Source organism: Arthrobacter sp. MOO21 (genome assembly GCF_057369995.2).
Genome location: NZ_CM170671.2, coordinates 631,515 through 650,620, shown reverse-complemented (window position 1 = coordinate 650,620; position 19,106 = coordinate 631,515). Strand labels below are relative to the sequence as shown.

General features: G+C 66.6%; 19 protein-coding genes. 16 read left to right on the top strand and 3 right to left on the bottom strand.

The window, feature by feature from the left end; all coding sequences use genetic code 11:
* Positions 1-4 precede the first annotated feature (4 nt).
* The 6 genes from AC2JAJ_RS02920 to AC2JAJ_RS02895 all read left to right on the top strand — a co-directional run bounded on the left by AC2JAJ_RS02920 (position 5) and on the right by AC2JAJ_RS02895 (position 3,332).
* Positions 5-472 carry an SRPBCC family protein gene (locus AC2JAJ_RS02920; protein WP_473693649.1) on the top strand — a complete coding sequence of 156 codons (468 nt, stop codon included), beginning with the start codon at positions 5-7 and terminating at the stop codon, positions 470-472.
* Positions 473-479: 7 nt separating this feature from the next.
* On the top strand, positions 480-824 hold the full coding sequence (locus AC2JAJ_RS02915) for an iron chaperone (RefSeq protein WP_473693647.1): 345 nt from the start codon (positions 480-482) through the stop codon (positions 822-824).
* Positions 825-1,043: 219 nt separating this feature from the next.
* Complete coding sequence (locus AC2JAJ_RS02910) at positions 1,044-1,790, top strand: hypothetical protein (protein ID WP_486414328.1); 747 nt, start codon at positions 1,044-1,046, stop codon at positions 1,788-1,790.
* 121 nt (positions 1,791-1,911) lie between these two features.
* Positions 1,912-2,235 (top strand): spore germination protein GerW family protein, encoded by a 324-nt coding sequence (locus AC2JAJ_RS02905; RefSeq protein ID WP_486414329.1) that lies wholly within the window; start codon positions 1,912-1,914, stop codon positions 2,233-2,235.
* 228 nt (positions 2,236-2,463) lie between these two features.
* Positions 2,464-2,850 carry a VOC family protein gene (locus AC2JAJ_RS02900; RefSeq protein WP_473693641.1) on the top strand — a complete coding sequence of 129 codons (387 nt, stop codon included), beginning with the start codon at positions 2,464-2,466 and terminating at the stop codon, positions 2,848-2,850.
* Positions 2,851-2,987: 137 nt separating this feature from the next.
* On the top strand, positions 2,988-3,332 hold the full coding sequence (locus AC2JAJ_RS02895) for a cupin domain-containing protein (protein WP_221386999.1): 345 nt from the start codon (positions 2,988-2,990) through the stop codon (positions 3,330-3,332).
* A gap of 14 nt (positions 3,333-3,346) precedes the next feature.
* Here AC2JAJ_RS02895 and AC2JAJ_RS02890 read toward each other — a convergent pair whose 3' ends face one another.
* Positions 3,347-4,603, bottom strand: a complete 1,257-nt coding sequence (locus AC2JAJ_RS02890) for an MFS transporter (RefSeq protein ID WP_501053352.1) — start codon at positions 4,601-4,603, stop codon at positions 3,347-3,349.
* Positions 4,600-5,061 carry a MarR family winged helix-turn-helix transcriptional regulator gene (locus tag AC2JAJ_RS02885; RefSeq protein ID WP_486414331.1) on the bottom strand — a complete coding sequence of 154 codons (462 nt, stop codon included), beginning with the start codon at positions 5,059-5,061 and terminating at the stop codon, positions 4,600-4,602. The genes AC2JAJ_RS02890 and AC2JAJ_RS02885 overlap by 4 nt, the downstream gene beginning before the upstream one ends.
* Before the next feature lie 219 nt (positions 5,062-5,280).
* Here AC2JAJ_RS02885 and AC2JAJ_RS02880 point away from each other — a divergent pair, with 219 nt between their 5' ends.
* The 6 genes from AC2JAJ_RS02880 (at position 5,281) to AC2JAJ_RS02855 (ending at position 12,535) form a co-directional block, all read left to right on the top strand.
* On the top strand, positions 5,281-5,871 hold the full coding sequence (locus tag AC2JAJ_RS02880; protein WP_486414332.1) for an SOUL family heme-binding protein: 591 nt from the start codon (positions 5,281-5,283) through the stop codon (positions 5,869-5,871).
* A 309-nt stretch (positions 5,872-6,180) separates the two neighbouring features.
* A complete protein-coding gene (locus tag AC2JAJ_RS02875; RefSeq protein WP_501053351.1) occupies positions 6,181-8,328 on the top strand; it encodes a beta-galactosidase in 2,148 nt (715 codons plus the stop codon).
* On the top strand, positions 8,267-9,244 hold the full coding sequence (locus AC2JAJ_RS02870; protein WP_486414334.1) for an ABC transporter permease: 978 nt from the start codon (positions 8,267-8,269) through the stop codon (positions 9,242-9,244). Before AC2JAJ_RS02875 ends, AC2JAJ_RS02870 begins: the two co-directional genes overlap by 62 nt.
* Before the next feature lie 11 nt (positions 9,245-9,255).
* Positions 9,256-10,155: a carbohydrate ABC transporter permease gene (locus AC2JAJ_RS02865; protein ID WP_221386993.1), complete on the top strand. Its 900-nt coding sequence runs from the start codon at positions 9,256-9,258 to the stop codon at positions 10,153-10,155.
* Between the two features lie 6 nt (positions 10,156-10,161).
* Entirely contained in the window at positions 10,162-11,796 is a 1,635-nt protein-coding gene (locus AC2JAJ_RS02860) for an ABC transporter substrate-binding protein (protein WP_486414335.1), read from the top strand.
* A 49-nt stretch (positions 11,797-11,845) separates the two neighbouring features.
* Positions 11,846-12,535, top strand: coding sequence for a DUF624 domain-containing protein (locus tag AC2JAJ_RS02855; protein ID WP_486414336.1), 690 nt, complete (start codon positions 11,846-11,848; stop codon positions 12,533-12,535).
* Between the two features lie 6 nt (positions 12,536-12,541).
* Here AC2JAJ_RS02855 and AC2JAJ_RS02850 read toward each other — a convergent pair whose 3' ends face one another.
* Positions 12,542-14,941 (bottom strand): glycoside hydrolase family 3 N-terminal domain-containing protein, encoded by a 2,400-nt coding sequence (locus tag AC2JAJ_RS02850; RefSeq protein WP_501053350.1) that lies wholly within the window; start codon positions 14,939-14,941, stop codon positions 12,542-12,544.
* 233 nt (positions 14,942-15,174) lie between these two features.
* Here AC2JAJ_RS02850 and AC2JAJ_RS02845 point away from each other — a divergent pair, with 233 nt between their 5' ends.
* From AC2JAJ_RS02845 to AC2JAJ_RS02830, 4 genes are read left to right on the top strand one after another with little or no spacing between them, the layout of a single operon-like run.
* A complete protein-coding gene (locus AC2JAJ_RS02845; protein WP_486414338.1) occupies positions 15,175-16,308 on the top strand; it encodes a Gfo/Idh/MocA family protein in 1,134 nt (377 codons plus the stop codon).
* 25 nt (positions 16,309-16,333) lie between these two features.
* Complete coding sequence (locus AC2JAJ_RS02840; protein ID WP_486414339.1) at positions 16,334-17,308, top strand: DUF6807 domain-containing protein; 975 nt, start codon at positions 16,334-16,336, stop codon at positions 17,306-17,308.
* Positions 17,309-17,310: 2 nt separating this feature from the next.
* Positions 17,311-18,042 carry a cupin domain-containing protein gene (locus tag AC2JAJ_RS02835; RefSeq protein WP_486414340.1) on the top strand — a complete coding sequence of 244 codons (732 nt, stop codon included), beginning with the start codon at positions 17,311-17,313 and terminating at the stop codon, positions 18,040-18,042.
* A 31-nt stretch (positions 18,043-18,073) separates the two neighbouring features.
* Entirely contained in the window at positions 18,074-19,096 is a 1,023-nt protein-coding gene (locus AC2JAJ_RS02830; RefSeq protein WP_501053349.1) for a substrate-binding domain-containing protein, read from the top strand.
* The last annotated feature ends 10 nt before the right edge of the window (positions 19,097-19,106 follow it).

The window sequence follows — 19,106 nt, the reverse complement described above, 5'->3', positions numbered from 1 at the left end:
GGCCATGTCCACCTTTGAGGTCCGCCGCAGTGCCGTCATCCCTGCCGCCGCCGAAGATATCTTTCCGCTGGTCAACGACTTCCACGAGTGGACCAAGTGGTCCCCGTGGGAGGTGGTGGATCCCGGCATGAGCCGGCGCTACTTCGGCCCGGACGCGGGCACCGGGGCCGGGTACGAATGGAGCGGCAACCGCAGGGCAGGCAGCGGAACCATGGAGATCGTGGAGTCGCTGCCGCCCAGCACCATCCGGATCCGGCTGCAGTTCACCAGGCCCTTCAAGGCGCTGAACCCCACAACCTTTACGTTCGCACCCGTCCCCGGCGGAACTGAGGTCACCTGGGTGATGACCGGCGAGAACAAGGGCCTGGGCAGGGTGTTCGCCCTGTTCATGAACATGGACAAGATGGTGGGCGCCGATTTCGAACGGGGACTCGCCTCGCTGTCCGCCGCCGTGGCGGCAAAGACGGGCTGATCGTTCCGTGGGCCTGGTGGATGAGGCAATCGCCGCCGTTGCGGAACCGGACCGCGGCTGCCTGCAGCGCGTCGTGGAGATCGCCCGAGCCCTGGCGCCGGAGGCAACCGAGGGCATGAGCTACGGCATGCCCGCGCTGAAGGTGGATGGCAAGCCCCTGCTGGCCGCCGTGGCCGCGGCCAGGCACCTCTCCATCTTCCCCTTCTCTGCCGCCGTGGTGGAGGCGGTGGCCCCGAGGCTGGACGGCTACTCGCTGTCCAAGGGAACCATCCGCTTCACCGCGGACCACCCGGTGCCGGAGGACGTGGTCGGGGACATCGTCAGGCTGCGGCTGGCGGAGATCCGCACGTAGGACAGCGAAGGATCGAGCTACCTAACGGCCTCCCGTGCTCCTCCCCAATTTGTGTTTTTGCATTCCGCTTCGCAACGCTTGAGCTTAAAATTTCCCCACAGGAGAGGGCGTTTCGGGGGATTGATGTCGCGTGCAGGGCAAGGAAGCCGGCACGCACAACGCCAGGGCGCTGGGGCGGCGGCTCATATCCGAAGTAAGAAAAGAGTGCAGCGTCAATAATTGCAGGACGCCCGGTTTTTAAGCTTGCATCGGCGGCGCCTGGCTGGGGATGCGCCGTGCAAAGGTCCACCGTTTCTGGGTGACGGCGCGGGCCATATCCGCCTTGCCGCGCGAAGCTACCGCTGCGGCAAACAGGAATTGCTATCCCCATCCTTTTGGATCATCAGCATCCACGAAGAGGCAACCATGAAATCCCACCTTCGGCCATTCCTGATGCTGTTTACGGCCCTGCTGTTCGTATTCGCGACAGGACTGTCTGCAGCGCAGGCCGCCAGCCCGCACTTCAAGAAGAACGGCGAACCGGTTTGTGCAGTTTCCGTCTCAGGAGCAACGGCTAGCACGACGTGTAAGACGGTGCTCGCTGGCCTCGGCAATGACGATCTCCTCGCAACTGTTACGGTTTCCGGCTTCGCCGTCTACGAGTGCCAAAACCAGGGCGGCAATGTCGCCCCCGGCCAGAACAAGGTCGTAACAGGCCCTGTAACCGAGCCAACCTTCATCGACAGTTCCGCCATCAAGAACGGGAACCTTAGCCTCACCACTGATGCGGCCATTTTGTCGGCTAAGTCCGAGGTCACGGCCGAGGAAGCCGGCTGCCCTAATGACAACTGGAAAGGCATCAATCCGGTGTTGACCGTGACTGATATTTACCTTGTTATCGAACAGCCGGTCGGAACGACGATCTTCAGCTGCTCGGCCACAGGTTTGAACATCACCAAGACAACGACGGTGGCCCTGACCTGCTAAATCCGTCAGGATTGTTACCGTTTGGCCATAGGCCCCAGCGTCGCCCGAAGGGGCGGACTGGGGTCTGTTCCTGGCGATGAAGGCTGCGGTTGGCAGCGGAACCAAACATAGGGTGGACAGCATGGCAAACACGTTTGAGTCCCTTGTGGACACCTTCAAGAACATGGGCGTCGCCAGGGCCTACGGCACCCCGGTGACCCTGGATGGCCAGGAGATCGTTCCCGTCGCGCTGGTGACGTTCGGTTTCGGCGGCGGCAGCGAATCAGAGGAGGGCGCGTCCGGAGGCGGCGGTGGCGGCATGGTGCTGCCTCTTGGCGTCTATGTCACCGAGAACGGCCGGCCGGTGTTCCGTCCGAATACGGTCGCCGTCCTGGCGTGCCTGGTTCCACTCGTGGGAGCCGCCGGCGTGGCGCTCCGCCGGGCGATTGCCGCGGCGCGGAAATAGCCCTTCCGGAGCTGCTTAAAACCCCTATTTCCCCCCGGTAGAAACGGTTCCATAATGGCCTCATAAGCTTCGGGGATTCCGCGCTGCTGAGGGCTGGCGCAGCGGAAAAGGGTCCCAGGTGGCCGCCCCGGCAGTCGGCGCACGGGCGGCCACGTGGCCCGGCGCGGGACGGCCGGACCGCCTCCGGGGGAGAGCAACGCCATCACAAATGTGGCAAGGAGAATTGTCATGCTCACAGATAAGCAAGTCATGGCTGTACTGCCGGCCAAGGACATCGACCGGGCCAGGGAGTTCTACCGGGACAAGCTGGGCCTGGAGCCCGCCCAGACCATCGATAACGACAATCTGGTCTACCGGTGCGGCAACGGAACCGGCTTCCTGCTTTACCGGACGGACAACGCCGGTTCCGCGAAGAACACCCAGATGGGCTGGGGCGTCGAAGACGTCGAAAAGGAAGTGGAAGAGCTGCGCGCCCGCGGCGTGGTCTTCGAAGAATACGACATGCCCGGCCTGAAGACCGAGAACGGCATCGCCACCATGGAAGGCATGGGCAAGGGTGCCTGGTTCCTTGACACCGAAGGCAACATCCTCAACATTTCCTCGATCCCGTCTTGACGGCCAGGGCCTGCGGCAGCAGGCTCAGCACATAGAACAACGACGCCGGCACTTGCCGCCCGAAGCACCCCTTGCGCGGGTGCGCCGCAGCGGCAGGCCGGCGCCGCCGTCGTACGGGCCGCAGGAAGGGGACCGCAGTGGATGGCGATGAAGTGGTGCCGGCCTCGAAAGGCGTCAGGGTTGAACTGCTGGCAACGGTGGACCTGGCGGGCGAGATTGAGGGGATGGAGGGACGCCAGCTGCGGATGCGGATGGTGACCATTGAGCCCGGCGGGGTCTTCGGTCCGCTGCATGACCATCAGGACCGCCCCGGGACCGTCTATATCCTGCGGGGAACCATCACCGACCACCGGGACGGCGTCGCCACCGAATACGGCCCGGGAGTGGGCTGGCCCGAAGACCGGAACACCCTGCACTGGCTTGAGAACCGGGGCACGGTTCCGGCAGTGGAAATCTCGGTGGACATCGTCCGCAAGGACTGACCCCACCTGATTGCCTAGACGGCGGGTTCGCGCCGGCCCAGCGCCAGCCGGACGGCGTCCCGGAAGCTGAGGCGGTTCCGCCGCGTCACCGCAATCACCGCGGCCAGCCCCGCCACCAGCACCACGATGCCGCCCGCAGCCACGGCCCAGCGCGCGCCGAATTCGCTGCCGATCCACCCCATCAGGGGCGCCCCCACCGCCGTCCCGCCCTGGAGAACGGCAAAGTACAGGGCCAGCACGCGGCCCCGGAAGTGCGGCTCCACCGAGAGCTGGATGCTGGTGTTGCAGTTGTTCAGGAACGTGATGGACGCCAGGCCCACGGGAACCAGCAGGGCGGCGTAGAGCCAGAACGACGGCGCCGCGCTGGCTACCAGCGTGAAGATGCCCAGCCCCAGTGCCCCGCCGAGCAGGTACCGCAGCCGGGGCCCGGACCGCCGCGCCGCGAGCAGTGCGCCGCCCAGCGTGCCAACGGCCATGATGGAGCCGAGGAGGCCGAATTCGCTGGGGCCCATGTGGAACTCGGTGGTGGCCATCAGGGAGTTCGTGACCGGGAAGTTCATTCCGAAGGCGCCCAGTGCCCCCACCAGCACCATGATGAGCATGAGGTCCGGCCGGCGCCGGATGTAGCCGATGCCCTCAGCCACCTGGTGCTTGCTGCGGGCGGGCCGGGCCGGCGGGGCCAGCTCGGACCTGCGGATCCTGAACAGCGAGACCAGGACGCCGGCAAAGCTGGCCGCATTCAGCAGGAACACCGGGCCGGTTCCCACCCAGGCAATGAGTACGCCGGCGATGGCGGGGCCGGTGAGGCGTGCCGTATTGAACGACGCGGAATTCAGGGCAACGGCATTGGCGATGTTGTCCTGGCCCACCAGTTCGGACACGAAGGCCTGCCGGGCCGGAGCGTCCACGGCGCTCGCCATGCCCAGGCAGAAGGCTGCCAGGTAGGCATGCCACAGCTGGGCGGTCCCGGTAACCACCAGGAGCCCCATGGCCAGGCCGGTCAGGCCCATGGCCAGCTGGGTCCAGCGCAGGATGATGCTCTTGCGGTAGCGGTCCGCCAATACCCCGCCGTAGGGGCCGAAGAGCAGCATGGGCAGGAACTGCAGGCCGGTAGTGATGCCCACGGCGGCACCCGAGTGGTCGGTGAGGACTGTCAGCACCAGCCAGTCCTGGGCCACCCGCTGCATCCAGGTTCCGATGTTGGAGACGATGGCGCCGCTGGCCCAGATGCGGTAGTTGGGGTTCTCCAGCGCCCGGAACATCGCGCTCATTTGCCGCTCATTTCCTGCATGATGCGGGCGGCCTGGCTGAGGATCAGCCGCTCTTCCCCGCTGAGCCCGGCCACGCGCTGGGCGAGCCAGGCGGTGCGCTGGCTCCGGGCTTCTTCGAGGACGGTGCGGCCGGCGTCGGTGATGTCGATCCGGACCTGGCGGCCATCTTCTGGATGCGCGGACCGGCCGACGAAGCCCTGGCTGGCGAGGGCGTTGACGATCCTGGTCATGGACGGGGCCTGGACGTGCTCGCGATCGGCGAGTTCGCGGAGGGTGCGGGAGCCAGACTCGTTCAGCTGGGCCAATACGGTGTACTGCCCGGGGGTGATCACGTCGCCGGTGGCTTCGACGCGGAGCCTGCGCGAGGTGCGCATGACGGCGGTGCGGAGGTCGATGGCGAGGGTGTCCGGTGCGGCGGGGTCTACGGTTTTCAGAGCTTTCGGCTGAGTGGATGTCATGTGGTCGGGTGCGCCTCCTGGCGGCGGTGACGATCAGGCTGCTGATAGTTAGCACTGCTAATTAGTCCTGCTAACCAGTATGCCCCCATTGCTTGCCGGGGGCAACGGGTTGCGGGTGTGCTTCCTGCCATACCTCCTTGGTCCCGGCGGAGATAGGGGGATCCTTGGGGCTCTCCGCCCTGGCTGCTCCCGGTGGACGGGCGTAGGCTCTGAAGCACCATGACCGAGCAGCAGCCCTATGAACTGGTCCGGCGCTACCCGCACTTCGAACTGCGCCGCTATCCGGAGTATGCCGTGGCCGAGGTTGTGGTAACGGCGGACTTCGACCGTGCCGGCAATGCAGCCTTCCGCCACCTCTTCAACTACATCAGCGGAAACAACGCGGGCCGGCAGAGGCTGGCCATGACCGCCCCGGTAATCCAGGAACACGTCACGGGGGAGCAGGGGGCGCCGCAGAAGCTGGCGATGACTGCGCCCGTGATCCAGAGCGGTCCCCTGCCCGGTGCCGGGGAGCCCGCCGAATTTGTTGTGGCCTTTGTGCTGCCGGCGGGAGTGACGGCTGAGACTGCCCCGGTGCCGACGGACCCCAGGGTCGCAGTGCGGGCGGTGGCGGGCTCCCTTGCCGCGGCGGTGCGTTTCTCCGGCAGCGGATCGGCGGCAGGCTTTGCGCGGCACAACGAGGGGCTGCAGGTGGCGCTTGCCCTTGCCGGCCTGGCCCCCGTTGGGCCGCCCCGTTTTGCCCGCTTCGATCCACCCTTCAAGCCGTGGTTCCTGCGGCAGAACGAAGTCATCCAGGACGTCAACGAGTAGTCCGCCATGGAAGGCCGGGTGGTATCAGCCCAGGCCGCGCGGATGCATTGACGTTCCGATAGTTTCCATATTTCCGCCGGTTTTCGCGCGGAAAATATCTTCTGGCCTCGACATTATGCACGCCTCCGCGCATACCTTCGGGGGCCTGTGCTGCTCCTGTTAGCGCCCTCACGCCAATGCGACGTGCGATAAATAGCATCCTCCCACTTGTTGTCACCTGTTGTTATTGCTGAAACTTTACGATAGTTTCTTCCGTGTGATGCAGGTCGCACTGGTGGGGAGCCCGCGGCCATAGCCAAACAAAGGACAATGATGACCAGCGAGCCCAGCGCCAGCACACCCGAACACCGCCTAAAACGCCTGCATGAACGCCTTGGCGGCATCGCCTACGGCGGGGACTACAACCCCGAACAGTGGCCCCGGGAGGTATGGCAGGAAGACGTCCGGCTCATGAAGGAAGCCGGCGTCAACCTGGTCACCCTGGCCGTCTTCTCCTGGAGCCGGCTCGAAACCGCGGACGGGGTCTACGACTTCGGCTGGCTGGACGAAATCATGGACCTCCTGCACGCCAACGGCATCGGCGTTGACCTTGCCACCCCGGATGCCGTCCCGCCTGCCTGGCTCATTGCCCGGCACCCGGACATCCTCCCCGTCCTTGCGGACGGCTCCACCTTCGGTTTCGGCTCCCGCCAGCACTTCGACGTATCCCACCCGGCCTACCGGGAAAAGTCCCTGGCCATGGCGGAGAAAATGGGGGAACGCTTCGCCAGCCACCCTGCCCTGTGCATGTGGCACGTCAACAACGAATACGGCCCCGTCTCCTACGGCCCGCACGCGGACCGGGCCTTCCGGGAATGGCTGCAGGACAAGTACGGCAGCCTGGACAAGCTCAATGCCGCCTGGAGCACCGATGTGTGGGGCCAGGTCTACTCGGACTGGTCCCAGGTCAACGCACCTGCCCAGCCGCGGACCTGGTCCAACCCGTCCCGCCGCCTGGATTTCCACCGCTTCACCTCGGACAGCATGCTGGCCCATTACACGGCCGAACGCGACGTCCTGCGCCGGCACACCCCGGACCTGCCCATCGTCACCAACTTCATGCGCTTCTACAAGAACAATGACTACTGGGCCTGGGCCGCCGAGGAGGACGCCGCGGCCCTGGACATCTACCCGGACCCGCGGGAGGACGACGCCCACGTGGCCGCCGCCCTCAACTTCGACCTGATGCGCTCCCTGCGCAAAGGCCAGCCCTGGCTGGTGATGGAACAGGCCACCGGCGCCGTCAGCCAATGGTCCGTCAACGTTTCAAAGCTCCCGGGCAAGATGCGGCTGGGCTCCTACCAGGCCATCGCCCAGGGTGCCGACTCCATCCTCTTTTTTCAGTGGCGCCAGGCCCGGGGCGGCACGGAACGCTTCCACTCCGGCATGGTCAACCACGCCGGACCCAACACCCGCATCTTCCGGGAGGTCTGTGACCTGGGGCAGGAACTGAAGCACCTGGGCGCCATCACCGGCACCCGCTCCACGGCCAAAGTGGCCATGGTGTTCGACTGGGACTGCTGGTGGGCACTGGAACTGGGCAACTCCCCGCGCTCGGACCTGAACTACCCGCAGGAAGTCCTCCGCCTGTACCGGCCCTTCTTCGAGGCCAACACCACCGTTGACTTCGTGGACACGAAGAGCGACCTCAGCCAGTACAGCCTGCTGGTCCTGCCCGCCACCTACCTGTTGAGCGATGAGGCGGCCCAGCGCATTGAGGACTGGGTTGCGGGCGGCGGCCGCCTGGTGGCCAGCTACCTGTCCGGCGTCGTGGATCCGGACAACACCATCCGCCTTGGCGGCTACCCCGGGGCGCTGCGCAACGTCCTGGGCGCGTGGAGCGAGGAGATGCACCCGCTCGCCGGCGAGGGCGAGGAAGTCAAACTTTCAACGGCCGACGGCGGCACGGCCTCCGCGGACTACTGGACCGAGCACCTGCACGCCACCACGGCAGACGTCCTCGCCAGCTACGCCTCGGGCAGGCTGGCCGGCGCCCCGGCCGTTACCCGCAACAGCTTCGGCGGCGGCAGCGCCGTCTACCTGTCCGCGCGGGTGGACAGCAACTTCCTGGCTGAACTGCTCGCGGCCGAACGTGCCGCTGCCGGGGTCCGCCCGGAACTGGACGCGCCGCTGGGAGTGCAGGTCCGCCGTCGTGCAGGCAGCGGACGCAGCTACCTGATGGTCCTCAACCACAACGACGCCCCCGCTCTGGTGGACGTCGAGAGCCGGCGGCACGGACCTGCTGGCAGGGGCAGCAGTGGCCGGCACCGTGGAGCTGGCCCCGAACGGCGTCCTGGTCATCGAAGAAACACCATCAGCATCAGCACCCGCGGAAACAGGCCGGTAGGAGGCAGTTATGGCCATGCGATTGGAAGTACCGCCCGAGGCGGCCACCACGGAGCCGGCAAAGACCGATAAACCAAAAAACAAACCCGGCAGCTGGAAGCTGGCCATCAAACGCGACTGGCGGCTCTACACCCTGGTGCTGCTGCCGCTGGCGTACTTCGCCGTCTTCCGCTACCTGCCCATGGCCGGCAACGTGATCGCGTTCCGGCAGTTCCAGCCAGGCGGCAGCATCTTCGGTGAGAAGTGGGTGGGCCTGAAATACGTCACCTTGTTCATCAACGATTCCAGCTTCTGGCAGGCGTTCCAGAACACCATCGTCCTGGGCGTCCTCACCCTCCTGTTCTGCTTCCCCATGCCCATCATCTTCGCGCTGATGCTCAACGAACTGCGCTCGCAGAAGTTCAAGAAGTTCGTCCAGACAGTGGCGTACCTGCCGCACTTCATGTCCGTGGTGATCATCGCGGGCATGATCCTGCAGAACTTCTCCATGACCGGCACCGTCAACCAGATCGCCAACACTGTCTTCGGCAGCACCGTGAACTTCACCCAGGATGCCGCCTGGTTCCGGCCCATGTACATCAGCTCCGAGGTGTGGCAGACCATGGGCTGGGGCGCCATCCTCTACCTGGCTGCCCTGACCCGGGTGGACGAGTCGCTGTACGAGGCGGCGCGGATCGACGGTGCCAACCGCTGGCAGCAGACCTGGCATGTAACCTTGCCGGCCATCCGGCCCACCATCATCACCCTGCTGATCCTGAACATCGGCACCTTCATGGCCGTGGGCTTTGAAAAGATCCTCCTGATCTACAACCCGCTGAACTACGAAACCTCGGATGTCATCTCCACCTACCTGTACCGGGTGGGCCTGGAGTCCAGCAACTTCAGCTACGCCGCCGCGATCGGCATGTTCGAATCCGTGATCGGCCTGACGCTGATCCTCTCCGCGAACGCCCTCTCCAAGCGGCTCGCAGGAACGAGCCTGTGGTGAAAGGGACAACCATGAAAGAAACCGGCGTCCTAGTCAAGGACATGAAAGTCTCCAACGCCATGCGCGTGTTCCGGGGGGTGAACCTGGTCTTCCTGCTGGTGGTGGTGTTCCTGACCCTGTACCCGTTCCTGAACATCATCGCGCAGAGCTTCTCCAGCGAGGGGTTCATCAACGCCGGCCAGGTCAACCTCTTCCCCAAGGGCTTCAATACCGAGACGTACCGGCTGATCCTGGCGGACTCGTCCTTCTGGCGGAACTACGGCAACACCGTCCTCTACACGGTGGTGGCCACCGCCATCTCCATGGTCCTGACCACCAGCTTCGCGTATGCCATCGCCAAGAAGGACCTGAAGGGCCGCAGCGTGTTCATCGGCATCGCCGTGTTCACCATGTTCTTCAACGGCGGCCTGATCCCCAACTACGTGCTCATCACCTCGCTGGGCATGCGGGACACGCTCTGGGCGGTGGTTCTGCCCAACGCCATCAGCGTCTTCAACCTGCTGATCATGAAGTCCTTCTTCGAGAACATGCCCAGGGAGCTGGAAGAGGCGGCGGCCATTGACGGGCTCACCCAGTACGGCGTCCTGTTCAAGGTGGTCCTGCCGCTGAGCAAGGCCATCGTGGCCACCATGGTGCTGTTTTACGCGGTAGCCAACTGGAACTCCTGGTTCCAGGCCTTCCTCTACCTGGACAACCCGGACCTCTTCCCGGTGACCATCTACCTGCGCAACATGATCGCCGGCGTCACCACGGCAGGATCTGCCGGCGGCACGGCGGAGAACGTGGGCCAGATCGCCGCGAACATCCAGTCCGTCACCATCGTCCTCACCGTCATCCCCATCCTGTGCGTCTACCCCTTTGTCCAGAAGTACTTCTTTTCGGGCGTCATGCTCGGCTCCGTCAAGGAATAACCCGTTATGAAAGGAAAAACAATGATCCGCAGACGAGACTTCCTCGGCCTGTCCGCGCTCGCAACCTTCGGCCTGGTCATGGCCGGGTGTGACTCCGATTCCGGCAGCACGGTGGACACCTCCAAGGCACGCACCGGCGCGATGGACAGCTTCGGGGTGGGGGACACGTTCAAGGCGACGACGCCGCTGAGCTTCACGTTCCTTTTCAGCGACCAGCCCACCTACCCCATCAAGAAGGACTGGCTGCTGTTCACCAAGATGGCCAGCGACAACAACGTCACCCTGGAAACAACCGTGGTGCCGTTCAGCGATTATGAGCAGAAGCGCAGCCTGCTCATCAGCTCCGGCAAGGCGCCGGAGATCATCGCCAAGACCTACCCCGGCCAGGAGAGCGCCTACGTGTCCTCCGGCGCTGTCCTGCCGGTCAGCGACTACGTGGACCTGATGCCGCACTACCAGGACAAGATCAAGAAGTGGAAGCTGGAACCGGAGATCGCCGGCCTCACCCAGGCGGATGGCAAGTACTACGTCCTCCCCGGTCTGCATGAGGAACTCTGGCCTGACTACACCCTGGCCTTCCGCACCGACATCCTGGAAAAGGAAGGCATTGCCGAGCCCAAGACCTGGGACGAGTTCCGCGAGGTGCTGCGCAAGCTCAAGAAGGCCCACCCCGACGTCGTGCCCTTCTCCGACCGGTTCAACGGCAACAGCGTGCTGAACATTGCCGGCACCGCTTTCGGCACCGTGGCCGGCTGGGGGCTGGTGGACGGCCTGAGCTTCGACGCGGGCAAGAAGGAGTTCACCTTCGGCGCCGGCACCAGCCAGTTCAAGGACCTCGTGACGTACTTCAACTCGCTGGTGTCCGAAGGGCTGATGGACCCGGAAAGCTTCACGCAGACGGACGATTCGGCCATCCAGAAGTTCACGTCGGGCAAGTCGTTCGTGATCAGCGCCAACTCGCAGAACATCATCACCTACCGCACGTCCATGGAGCAGTCCCTGGGCAAGGGCAACTTCGCCGTCCGCAAGATCACCGTCCCCGGTGGTCCGGCGGGCGACATCATCGGCGGATCGCGCCTGGAGAACGGCATCATGCTGAACTCCTCCGTCAAGGACAAGGACAGCTTCGTGGCGCTGATGCAGTACATCGACTGGCTGTTCTACAGCGACGCCGGCCAGGAGTTCGCCAAGTGGGGCGTCGAGGGCACCACCTACACCAAGGAGGGCGGCAAGCGTGTCCTGGCCAAGGACATCAACTTCCAGGGCCTGAACCCCGCAGGCACCAAGGACCTGCGCGTGGATTACGGGTTCTCCGGCGGCAACTTCGCCTACGGCGGCACCACCGACCTGCTCCAGTCCACCTTCAACGAGGAGGAGCTGGCGTTCCAGAAGGCGATGAAGAGCAAGAAGCCGCGGCCGGTTTCCCCGCCCGTGCCGTACACCGATGCTGACCGCGAGCAGGCCACGCTGGTGCTCACTCCGCTAAAGGACCACGTCAAGCAGAACACGCTGAAGTTCATCACCGGCCAGCGGCCCCTCTCCGAGTTCGATGCCTATCTCAAGGAGCTGGACAGCAAGGGCATGGGCAAATACGTAGAGTTGGCCAACAAGGCGTACAAGGCGTACGCGGACAAGAAATAGGGCGGACGACGGCGGCCCGGGGACTTCCGCCGTGACCGAAAGGCTGTAGGTGGTTCAGAAGAAGGCGGAGTACGGTGCCGGCCCCCTGTTCAGGGTGGCCGGCGCCGTGGCCGGCGTGATGATGGGCTCGGCCCTCCTGGTCCTGGCGAACCTGCTGCTGGTGCCGGCGCTGCTGCTGGCTCCTGCCGCCGGCAGCTGGGTGCTGCTGGCCGCCCTGGTGCCGCTCGGGCCGTCGCTGGCGGCCTGCAGCTACGCATTCAACCGGCTCCTGGCCGGGCACGGGACCGGGGTGTTCCGGGACTTCATCCGCGGCTGGCGGGTGAACTTTGGCCAGGCCGTCCGGGTCTGGCTTCCGTACCTGCTCGTCCTGGCTGTGACCGCGGCCAGCCTCACCGCGCTGCCCGCCGCCGTCGGGCCGGGGAGCCCCGCTGAGCCCGCCCTCCGGTTGGCGCTGCTGGTGCTGGCCCTGCTGGTGGCCACCGCAGCCCTGCATGCCCTGCTGTTGCTTTCCCGGTTCTCGTTCCGGACCCGGGACCTGCTCCGCCTGTCGCTGTACAGCTTCGGCGCGCAGAAGCGGGTGGCCCTCGGAAACGCCGGGATCCTGTTTGTCACCGCCACGCTGCTGCTGGCCACCACCGCGTTCCTGCTGCCGGTGATTGCCGGCGCCGTGGTGTTCCTGACCTGCCTGAACTCCCGGCCGCTGCTGCGCCTCGTGGAGGAGAACTTCACCGCCGGTTAGGGCCCCCTACTGCGGGGTCACCGCCACCGGCGTCAGCATCTCCCGTTCGAAGCCCACCACGCGGCGCTCGCCGTGCAGGGTCACCTCGTGCGTGTGGACATCGGCGGTGCTGGACGTCGCCACATGCAGCCTCACCAAGCCCGGCGTCACCACCCGCTTCAGGTCCACGCCGGTGAAGGACGTCCGGTCCGCGTGCACCGTGAACTCCACCCGGGCCGAGGCGCCGGCGGCGAGTTCCACCCGGGCGTAGCCAATCAGTTCCCGCAGGGGCCGGACCACCTCGCCCACCGGGTCCTCCAGGTACAGCTGCACCACTTCAGCGCCATCAATGGCACCGGTGTTGGTGACCGTGCAGCCAACCGTGACAGTGCCCGACGTCGACAGCGTGGGCGAACCCGACGCATGGTCGGAGAATTCGAAGGTCGTGTAGGACAGGCCGTGGCCGAAGCCGAACAGCGGGGACGGGTCCAGCGCACTGACCTCTGTCCTGCCGGCCAGGCGGCTGTGCAGGTAGGTGCCGGGCTGGCCGCCGGAGGTGCGTGGCACGGAGACGGGCAGTTTGCCGGACGGGTTCACCGCCCCGGTCAGCACGTCCCACAGTGCCTCGGCACCTTCCTCGCCCGGGAAGAAACCCTGGACGATTGCCCCGGCCCGCCCGGCGAAGTCACCCAGGGCGTAAGGACGCCCACTCAGGACCACGACGACGGCGCGCGTCCCGGCTGCCCCGGCTGCGGACAGCACCCGGTCCAGCATGGCGTGCTGGTCGCCGGGAAGCCGAAGGTCTGCCGCGTCGTTGCCTTCGCCGGAGGTACCCCGGCCGAAGAGGCCGGCGTTGTCGCCCACCACCACCACGCAGGTATCCACGGACGCGGCGATGCCGCACGCCTCGAGGATTTGTTCCTCGGTGATCACCTCGCAGGTTCCGGTTGAGGCTGTACTGACCGATCCGAAGCGTTCGGTGGCAGCGCCGGCCACCGTTGGAACCCGGATGCCCATGGGCACGTCGGGATGGGAAGCACCCACATGGGCGTCGAACGAGTAGCAGCCCAGCATCGCGAACGGATCCTGGGCCAGGGGCCCCACGACGCCCAGTGTGTGGCCGGCTGACCCGGGCCGTGCCGTTGCCGGGCCGGGCAGCGGCAGGCACGGCCCGCCGTCGTGCGTCCTGTTGGTGAGCAGCACCAGCGACTGGGCTGCGATCTCCCGGGCCAGGGCGCGGTTCGGCGCCGGGTCCAGGTCGATTGATCCGGCGGCGAGAACCGGGGGAGCCGGGCTGAAGTCGGGTGCGAGCAGTCCCGCTTCCTCCTTTTGCCGCAGCACGCGGCGCAGCGCGGTGTCCACCAGCGACTCGGGAACCGCGCCGGACCGGACGCGCTTGAGCAGCGGAGTGCCGTAGCAATTCACGGTGGGCAGTTCCACGTCCACCCCGGCCGCCAGGGCAAGGGCGGCGGCTTCGCCGGAATCGGCGGCGACGCCATGTGTGACGTTCAGGAATGCGACGCCGAAATAGTCAGCCACCACCGTCCCGGCGAAGCCCCACTCGTCACGCAGCAGGGCGGTCAGCAGGGCCCGGTTCGCGGCGGCCGGGACGCCGTCGGTGTCCGTGTACGCGTGCATCACGGAGCGGGCGCCGCCGTGCTTGATGGCAAGCTCGAACGGCGGCAGCATCACGTCCGCGAGTTCGCGCGGCCCCATGGACACCGGAGCGTGGTTGCGGCCGGCGCGGGACGCGGAGTAGCCCACGAAGTGCTTGAGCGTTGCCACGATCCCGGACTGTTCCAGGCCCGAGACGTAGGCGCTGGCCAGGGTGCCCACCAGGTAGGGGTCCTCGCCGATGGTTTCCTCCACCCGGCCCCAGCGCAGGTCCCGCACCACGTCGAGTACCGGCGCCAGGCCCTGGTGGACGCCGAGCGCGCGCATCTGGGTGCCGATCAGCCCGGCCATCCGGTGCACCAGGACCGGGTTGAAGGTGGCACCCCAGGCCAAGGGCACGGGGAACGCGGTGGCTTTCCAGGCGGCCAGCCCGGCGAGGCATTCCTCATGCACCTGCGCCGGGATCCGGAACCGGGAGGCGGCCATGATCTGTTCCTGCGCCGCCGCCAGCCGGCGTGCGCCTTCCAGCGGTTCCAGCGGAACGGTGCCGTACATCCGGGTGATCTGGCCGAGCCCGGAGGAGATCACGTCCTCCCAGGACCGGGCGTCGCCAACCATCTCGTTCTGGAGCGGCGCCACGGAATCGCCGTCGGTGGACGCGTTCACCCACACCCCCGCCAGTTGAGCCAGCTTTTCCTCCAGCGTCATGTCCCGGACCAGGTCTTCCACGGAGGGACGTCCGGCGGCGCGGGCGGCGTCTTCGCTGGACGCGTGGATGGGTGGGGCTTGCTTTTCGGCGGCACCGCTGGTCACGGGCGTCTCCTCGCAGTGGGGAAGTGTTTTCTAAGAAAGTATCAGAAACTTTTGTTTAGTTTCTAGGCCCAATTCCCTTGACTCTTCCGTCGTGGCGTTCCTACGGTTGAGAGCGGGCGCCGACATCAGCGGCCAAGGGATGCTCCGAAAGTTCAAGCGTGAGATCGAAACTTTCTCTGCGCGCGTCTCTTCCACCCGCTTCAACAGGCGATTACTGCAAAGACGGAGAGAACATGCGGACGTACAAAGTGGCCCTCGTAGGAACCGGCGGCATCGCGGCGGTACACGCGGACAACCTGGCGCGCACGGGTGGACGTGCCGAACTCGTGGCCGCCTGCGACGTGGACCAGGGCCGGCTGGACGCCTTCGCGGACGCGCAGGGCATTCCCGGCAGGTACCTGAACCTCGCGGACCTCCTGGCGGAGGCAAGGCCGGACATCGTGCACCTGTGCACCCCGCCCATGCTGCACATCGACCAGGCCATCGAATGCCTTGAGGCAGGGGTCCACGTGCTCTCCGAGAAGCCGCCTGCGTTGAGCCTTGCCGACTTCGACCGGCTGGAGAGGGCGCAGGTGAAGGGCGGCGCCCAATTCTCCTGCGTTTTCCAGCACCGCTTCGGCGATGCTTCCGCGGCAGCGCAGCAGCTGATCGGCGGGGCGGAATTCGGCCGTCCCCTGGTGGCCCGCTGCGACACCCTCTGGTACCGCCCGGACAGCTACTGGGACCTGCCCTGGCGCGGCACGTGGAGTGCCGAGGGCGGCGGGCCCACCCTGGGCCACGGCATCCACCAGTTCGACCTGCTGCTGCACCTGCTGGGCCCCTGGGAGGAGGTCACGGCGGTCGCCGGCCGGCAGGCACGCGCCACTTCCACGGAGGACCTGTCCGCCGCGCTGGTCCGGTTCCGCAACGGGACCGTGGCCACCATCGTCAACTCCCTGCTCTCGCCCCGGGAAACTTCCGACATCCGGATCGACTGCGAATTCGCCACCGTGGAGCTGAGCCATCTCTACGGCTACAGCACCGACAACTGGACCATCACCGGCGCGCCCGGCCACGAGGTGCAGGTGGCCGGGGCCTGGGCCGCGCAACCGCTGGAGCGCGGCAGCGGCCACAGCGCCCAGTTCCTGGCGATGTATGACGCGCTCGACGCCGGCCGTCCCCTTCCTGCCGGAGCGGACTCCGCGCGGCAGACGCTGGAACTCGCTGCCGCAATTTACGCTTCGGCGTTCACCGGCCAGCCGGTGCGGCGCGGGGTGATCGTTCCCGGACACCCCTTCTACGGCGGCATGGACGGCGGCGGCCTCGGCACCGAGGTCCTGGATGCCACAGCCCTGAACGAAACCGCCTTCGATTCCGCCCGCGCCTGACCCCCAAACTTCCAAGGAGATCCCCATGACCACACCAGCCAGCGCCGCTCCCCGGGCAGCCACCGTGGGCCGGCTCAGCTTCGACGATGACGGAGCAGCCCTTACCTTCACCGCCAACGGCCGGCCCATCGCCACCTATACCTACAGACCGGCCGATGACCAGTACGAGAGCCCCCGGCCGTTTTTCCACCCGCTCACCACCCTGGGCGGGGACGAGGTCACGATTTCCCGCCCGTGGGACCACGTCTGGCACAAAGGACTTTCCTGGGCACTGCCGAACGTCGGCAGGCACAACTTCTGGGGCGGCGCCACCTACACGCGCGCAACCGAGTACGCCAACCTGGACAACAACGGCGCCATGGCCCACGGGTCCTTCACCGGGATCGACCAGTCCGACGCCGGGATCACCGCCTCGGAATCCCTCACCTGGACCTCGCAGGAAGGGGAGCCCGTCATTGCGGAGAGCCGCCGCTTCGGCATTCAACTGCTGGAAGGAGAAGCCGGCAGCCACGCCGGGGGTGCGTACGCCATCCTCTTCGAGACCCGGATGAGCAACATCTCCGGCGAGGAGATCAGCATCGGCAGCCCCACCACCGAGGGCCGCCACAACGCCGGCTACGGGGGCCTGTTCTGGCGCGGCCCCCGCTCGTTCACCGGCGGCACGTTCCGGAACCAGGACGGCACGGGCACTGACGAATTCATGGGCACGCGCTCGCCGTGGATCGCCTTCACCGGCACACACGACGGGAGCTGCCGGTCCTCAACCATTGCGTTCGTGGAAGACGCGGGCAACCCGGGAGCACCCAACCAGTGGTTCGCCAGGTCGTCCATGTTCGCGTGCCTGGGCTCGGCACCGTTCTTCAGCGCGGAGGTGCCGCTGCGGGAGGGCTCGCCGCTGATGTACCGCTACGCCGTGGTCATTGCCGACGGCGGCGTGGACGCCGAACGTGCGCAGCGGCTGGCGGATGCCGCGCAGGCCGCACTCAACAGCTGGGCATAGGTGTGGGGTCCACCTTTCCGGGCGCCACCGGACTGTCCGAGATCAGCATCTACGACTGGCCCGGAGCCGACGGCGCCGCAGGCGGCTCCCCGCACGTGCACACCGCCTCCACGGAGGCCTACGTGGTGCTGTCCGGTTCCGGACGTCTTGAAACCCTGGACTCCCGCGGCTACACATCCACCCCGCTGGTCCCGGGCGTGGTCCTGTGGTTCACCCCCGGGACCGTGCACAGGGCCATCAATGATTCCGGCGACCTGAAGGTCCTGGTGGTGATGCAGAACGCGGGACTGCCCGAGCATGGCGACGCTGTGATGACCTTCCCGCCGGAGTACCTTGCGGACACCGAAACGTACCACCGCGCTGCCGCCCTGGAGCACAAGGACGCCGACGCCGGACTGGCCGCTGGGGAGAAAGCCGCCCGCCGCCGTCGTGACCTGGCGCTGGAAGGGTACCTTTCGCTCAAGGAGGCCGTGCTGGAATCCGGGCCGGACGCCCTGGCCGGCTTCCACGCGGCGGCTGCCCGGCTGGTCAGGGCCAGGACCGGGCAGTGGGCGGAACTTCTGGCCGGGGGAGCGGCCCGGCAGGCAGCGGCCACCCGGCAGCAATTGGCGGCGCTGGACACGGCAGAAAGTTTCTATCTGGCCGACGCCAGAACTACCATGGGAAAACGGGAAAACCGCAGGATCTACGGCATGTGCGGCCGGATCCAGACGTGGGAACTTTCCGATAACTAGCGCCGGCGAGTCCGGTTGAGAGGTGGTTTCCGTGGTGAGCAAGCAGGACACCAGGCGCGCGACGATCAGCGAGATCGCCCGGGAGGCCGGCGTTTCCGTCCCCACGGTCTCCAAAGTCCTGAACGGGCACGCCCACGTGGCGGCGGAGACCCGTGCGCGGGTGGAGGAGATCATCGCCCGGCGGGACTACGCCCGGCCTGCCAAGCGCCGGCAAAAGGCCGGCCTGGTGGACCTCGTGTTCCCCGGCCTCGGTTCCGAGTGGGCGCTGGAGATCATCGAGGGCGTGGAGCGCGTGGCGCAGGACGCCGGGTACGGCACCGTGGTGAGCAGCCTCAACCTGGACGGCTCCAGGATCCGGCCATGGCTGGCCAACCTGGCCGAGCGGAAATCCGATGGCCTGCTGATGGCGGTGTATCAGCTGGACGCCAAACAGATCCAACGGGTCAAGTCACTGGGAATCCCGGTGGTGCTGATCGATCCCGTGGGCCAGCCCGGTCCGGACCTGATGACGGTGGGCGCGGCCAACTGGGAAGGCGGCTACTCGGCCACCGACCACCTGCTGCAGCTGGGGCACAAGAGGATCGCCATGATCGGCGGGCGCGAGGACCTGCAGTGCAGCAGCGCCCGCGAGGACGGCTACAGTGCGGCGCTCCGCCGGGCCGGTATTGCCCTGGACCCGGCGCTCATGGTGCCGGGCGATTTCTCGATCGAAGCCGGCGAGGCCGCCACCCGCAAGCTGCTGGAGCTGCCAAATCGGCCCACGGCGATCTTCACCGGCAATGACGACCAAGCGCTGGGCGCCTACCGGGCGGCGCGGGCTGCAGGGCTCCGGATTCCGGAGGATCTGTCCATCATCGGGTTCGACGACATTCCTGCCGCCGAGTGGGTGGAGCCCGGGCTGACCACCATTCGCCAGCCGGTGGTGCAGATGGCCGAAACGGCTATGCGGGCGCTGCTCCGCCACCTGGACGGGGACGAGGAACTGCCGCAGCGGATCGAGCTGGGCACCGAACTGGTGGTGCGCGGCTCGACGGCGCCCCCCGCCGGGAAGTAGCCCGCCCGCG

Excerpts from the sequence above, each read along its gene's own strand:
- AC2JAJ_RS02920 (WP_473693649.1), top strand. The coding sequence starts at position 5 with ATGTCCACCTTTGAGGTCCGCCGCAGTGCCGTCATCCCTGCCGCCGCC.
- AC2JAJ_RS02905 (WP_486414329.1), top strand. The coding sequence starts at position 1,912 with ATGGCAAACACGTTTGAGTCCCTTGTGGACACCTTCAAGAACATGGGC.
- AC2JAJ_RS02900 (WP_473693641.1), top strand. The coding sequence starts at position 2,464 with ATGCTCACAGATAAGCAAGTCATGGCTGTACTGCCGGCCAAGGACATC.
- AC2JAJ_RS02890 (WP_501053352.1), bottom strand. The coding sequence starts at position 4,603 with ATGAGCGCGATGTTCCGGGCGCTGGAGAACCCCAACTACCGCATCTGG.
- AC2JAJ_RS02885 (WP_486414331.1), bottom strand. The coding sequence starts at position 5,061 with ATGACATCCACTCAGCCGAAAGCTCTGAAAACCGTAGACCCCGCCGCA.
- AC2JAJ_RS02880 (WP_486414332.1), top strand. The coding sequence starts at position 5,281 with ATGACCGAGCAGCAGCCCTATGAACTGGTCCGGCGCTACCCGCACTTC.
- AC2JAJ_RS02875 (WP_501053351.1), top strand. The coding sequence starts at position 6,181 with ATGATGACCAGCGAGCCCAGCGCCAGCACACCCGAACACCGCCTAAAA.
- AC2JAJ_RS02870 (WP_486414334.1), top strand. The coding sequence starts at position 8,267 with ATGGCCATGCGATTGGAAGTACCGCCCGAGGCGGCCACCACGGAGCCG.
- AC2JAJ_RS02865 (WP_221386993.1), top strand. The coding sequence starts at position 9,256 with ATGAAAGAAACCGGCGTCCTAGTCAAGGACATGAAAGTCTCCAACGCC.
- AC2JAJ_RS02860 (WP_486414335.1), top strand. The coding sequence starts at position 10,162 with ATGAAAGGAAAAACAATGATCCGCAGACGAGACTTCCTCGGCCTGTCC.
- AC2JAJ_RS02845 (WP_486414338.1), top strand. The coding sequence starts at position 15,175 with ATGCGGACGTACAAAGTGGCCCTCGTAGGAACCGGCGGCATCGCGGCG.
- AC2JAJ_RS02840 (WP_486414339.1), top strand. The coding sequence starts at position 16,334 with ATGACCACACCAGCCAGCGCCGCTCCCCGGGCAGCCACCGTGGGCCGG.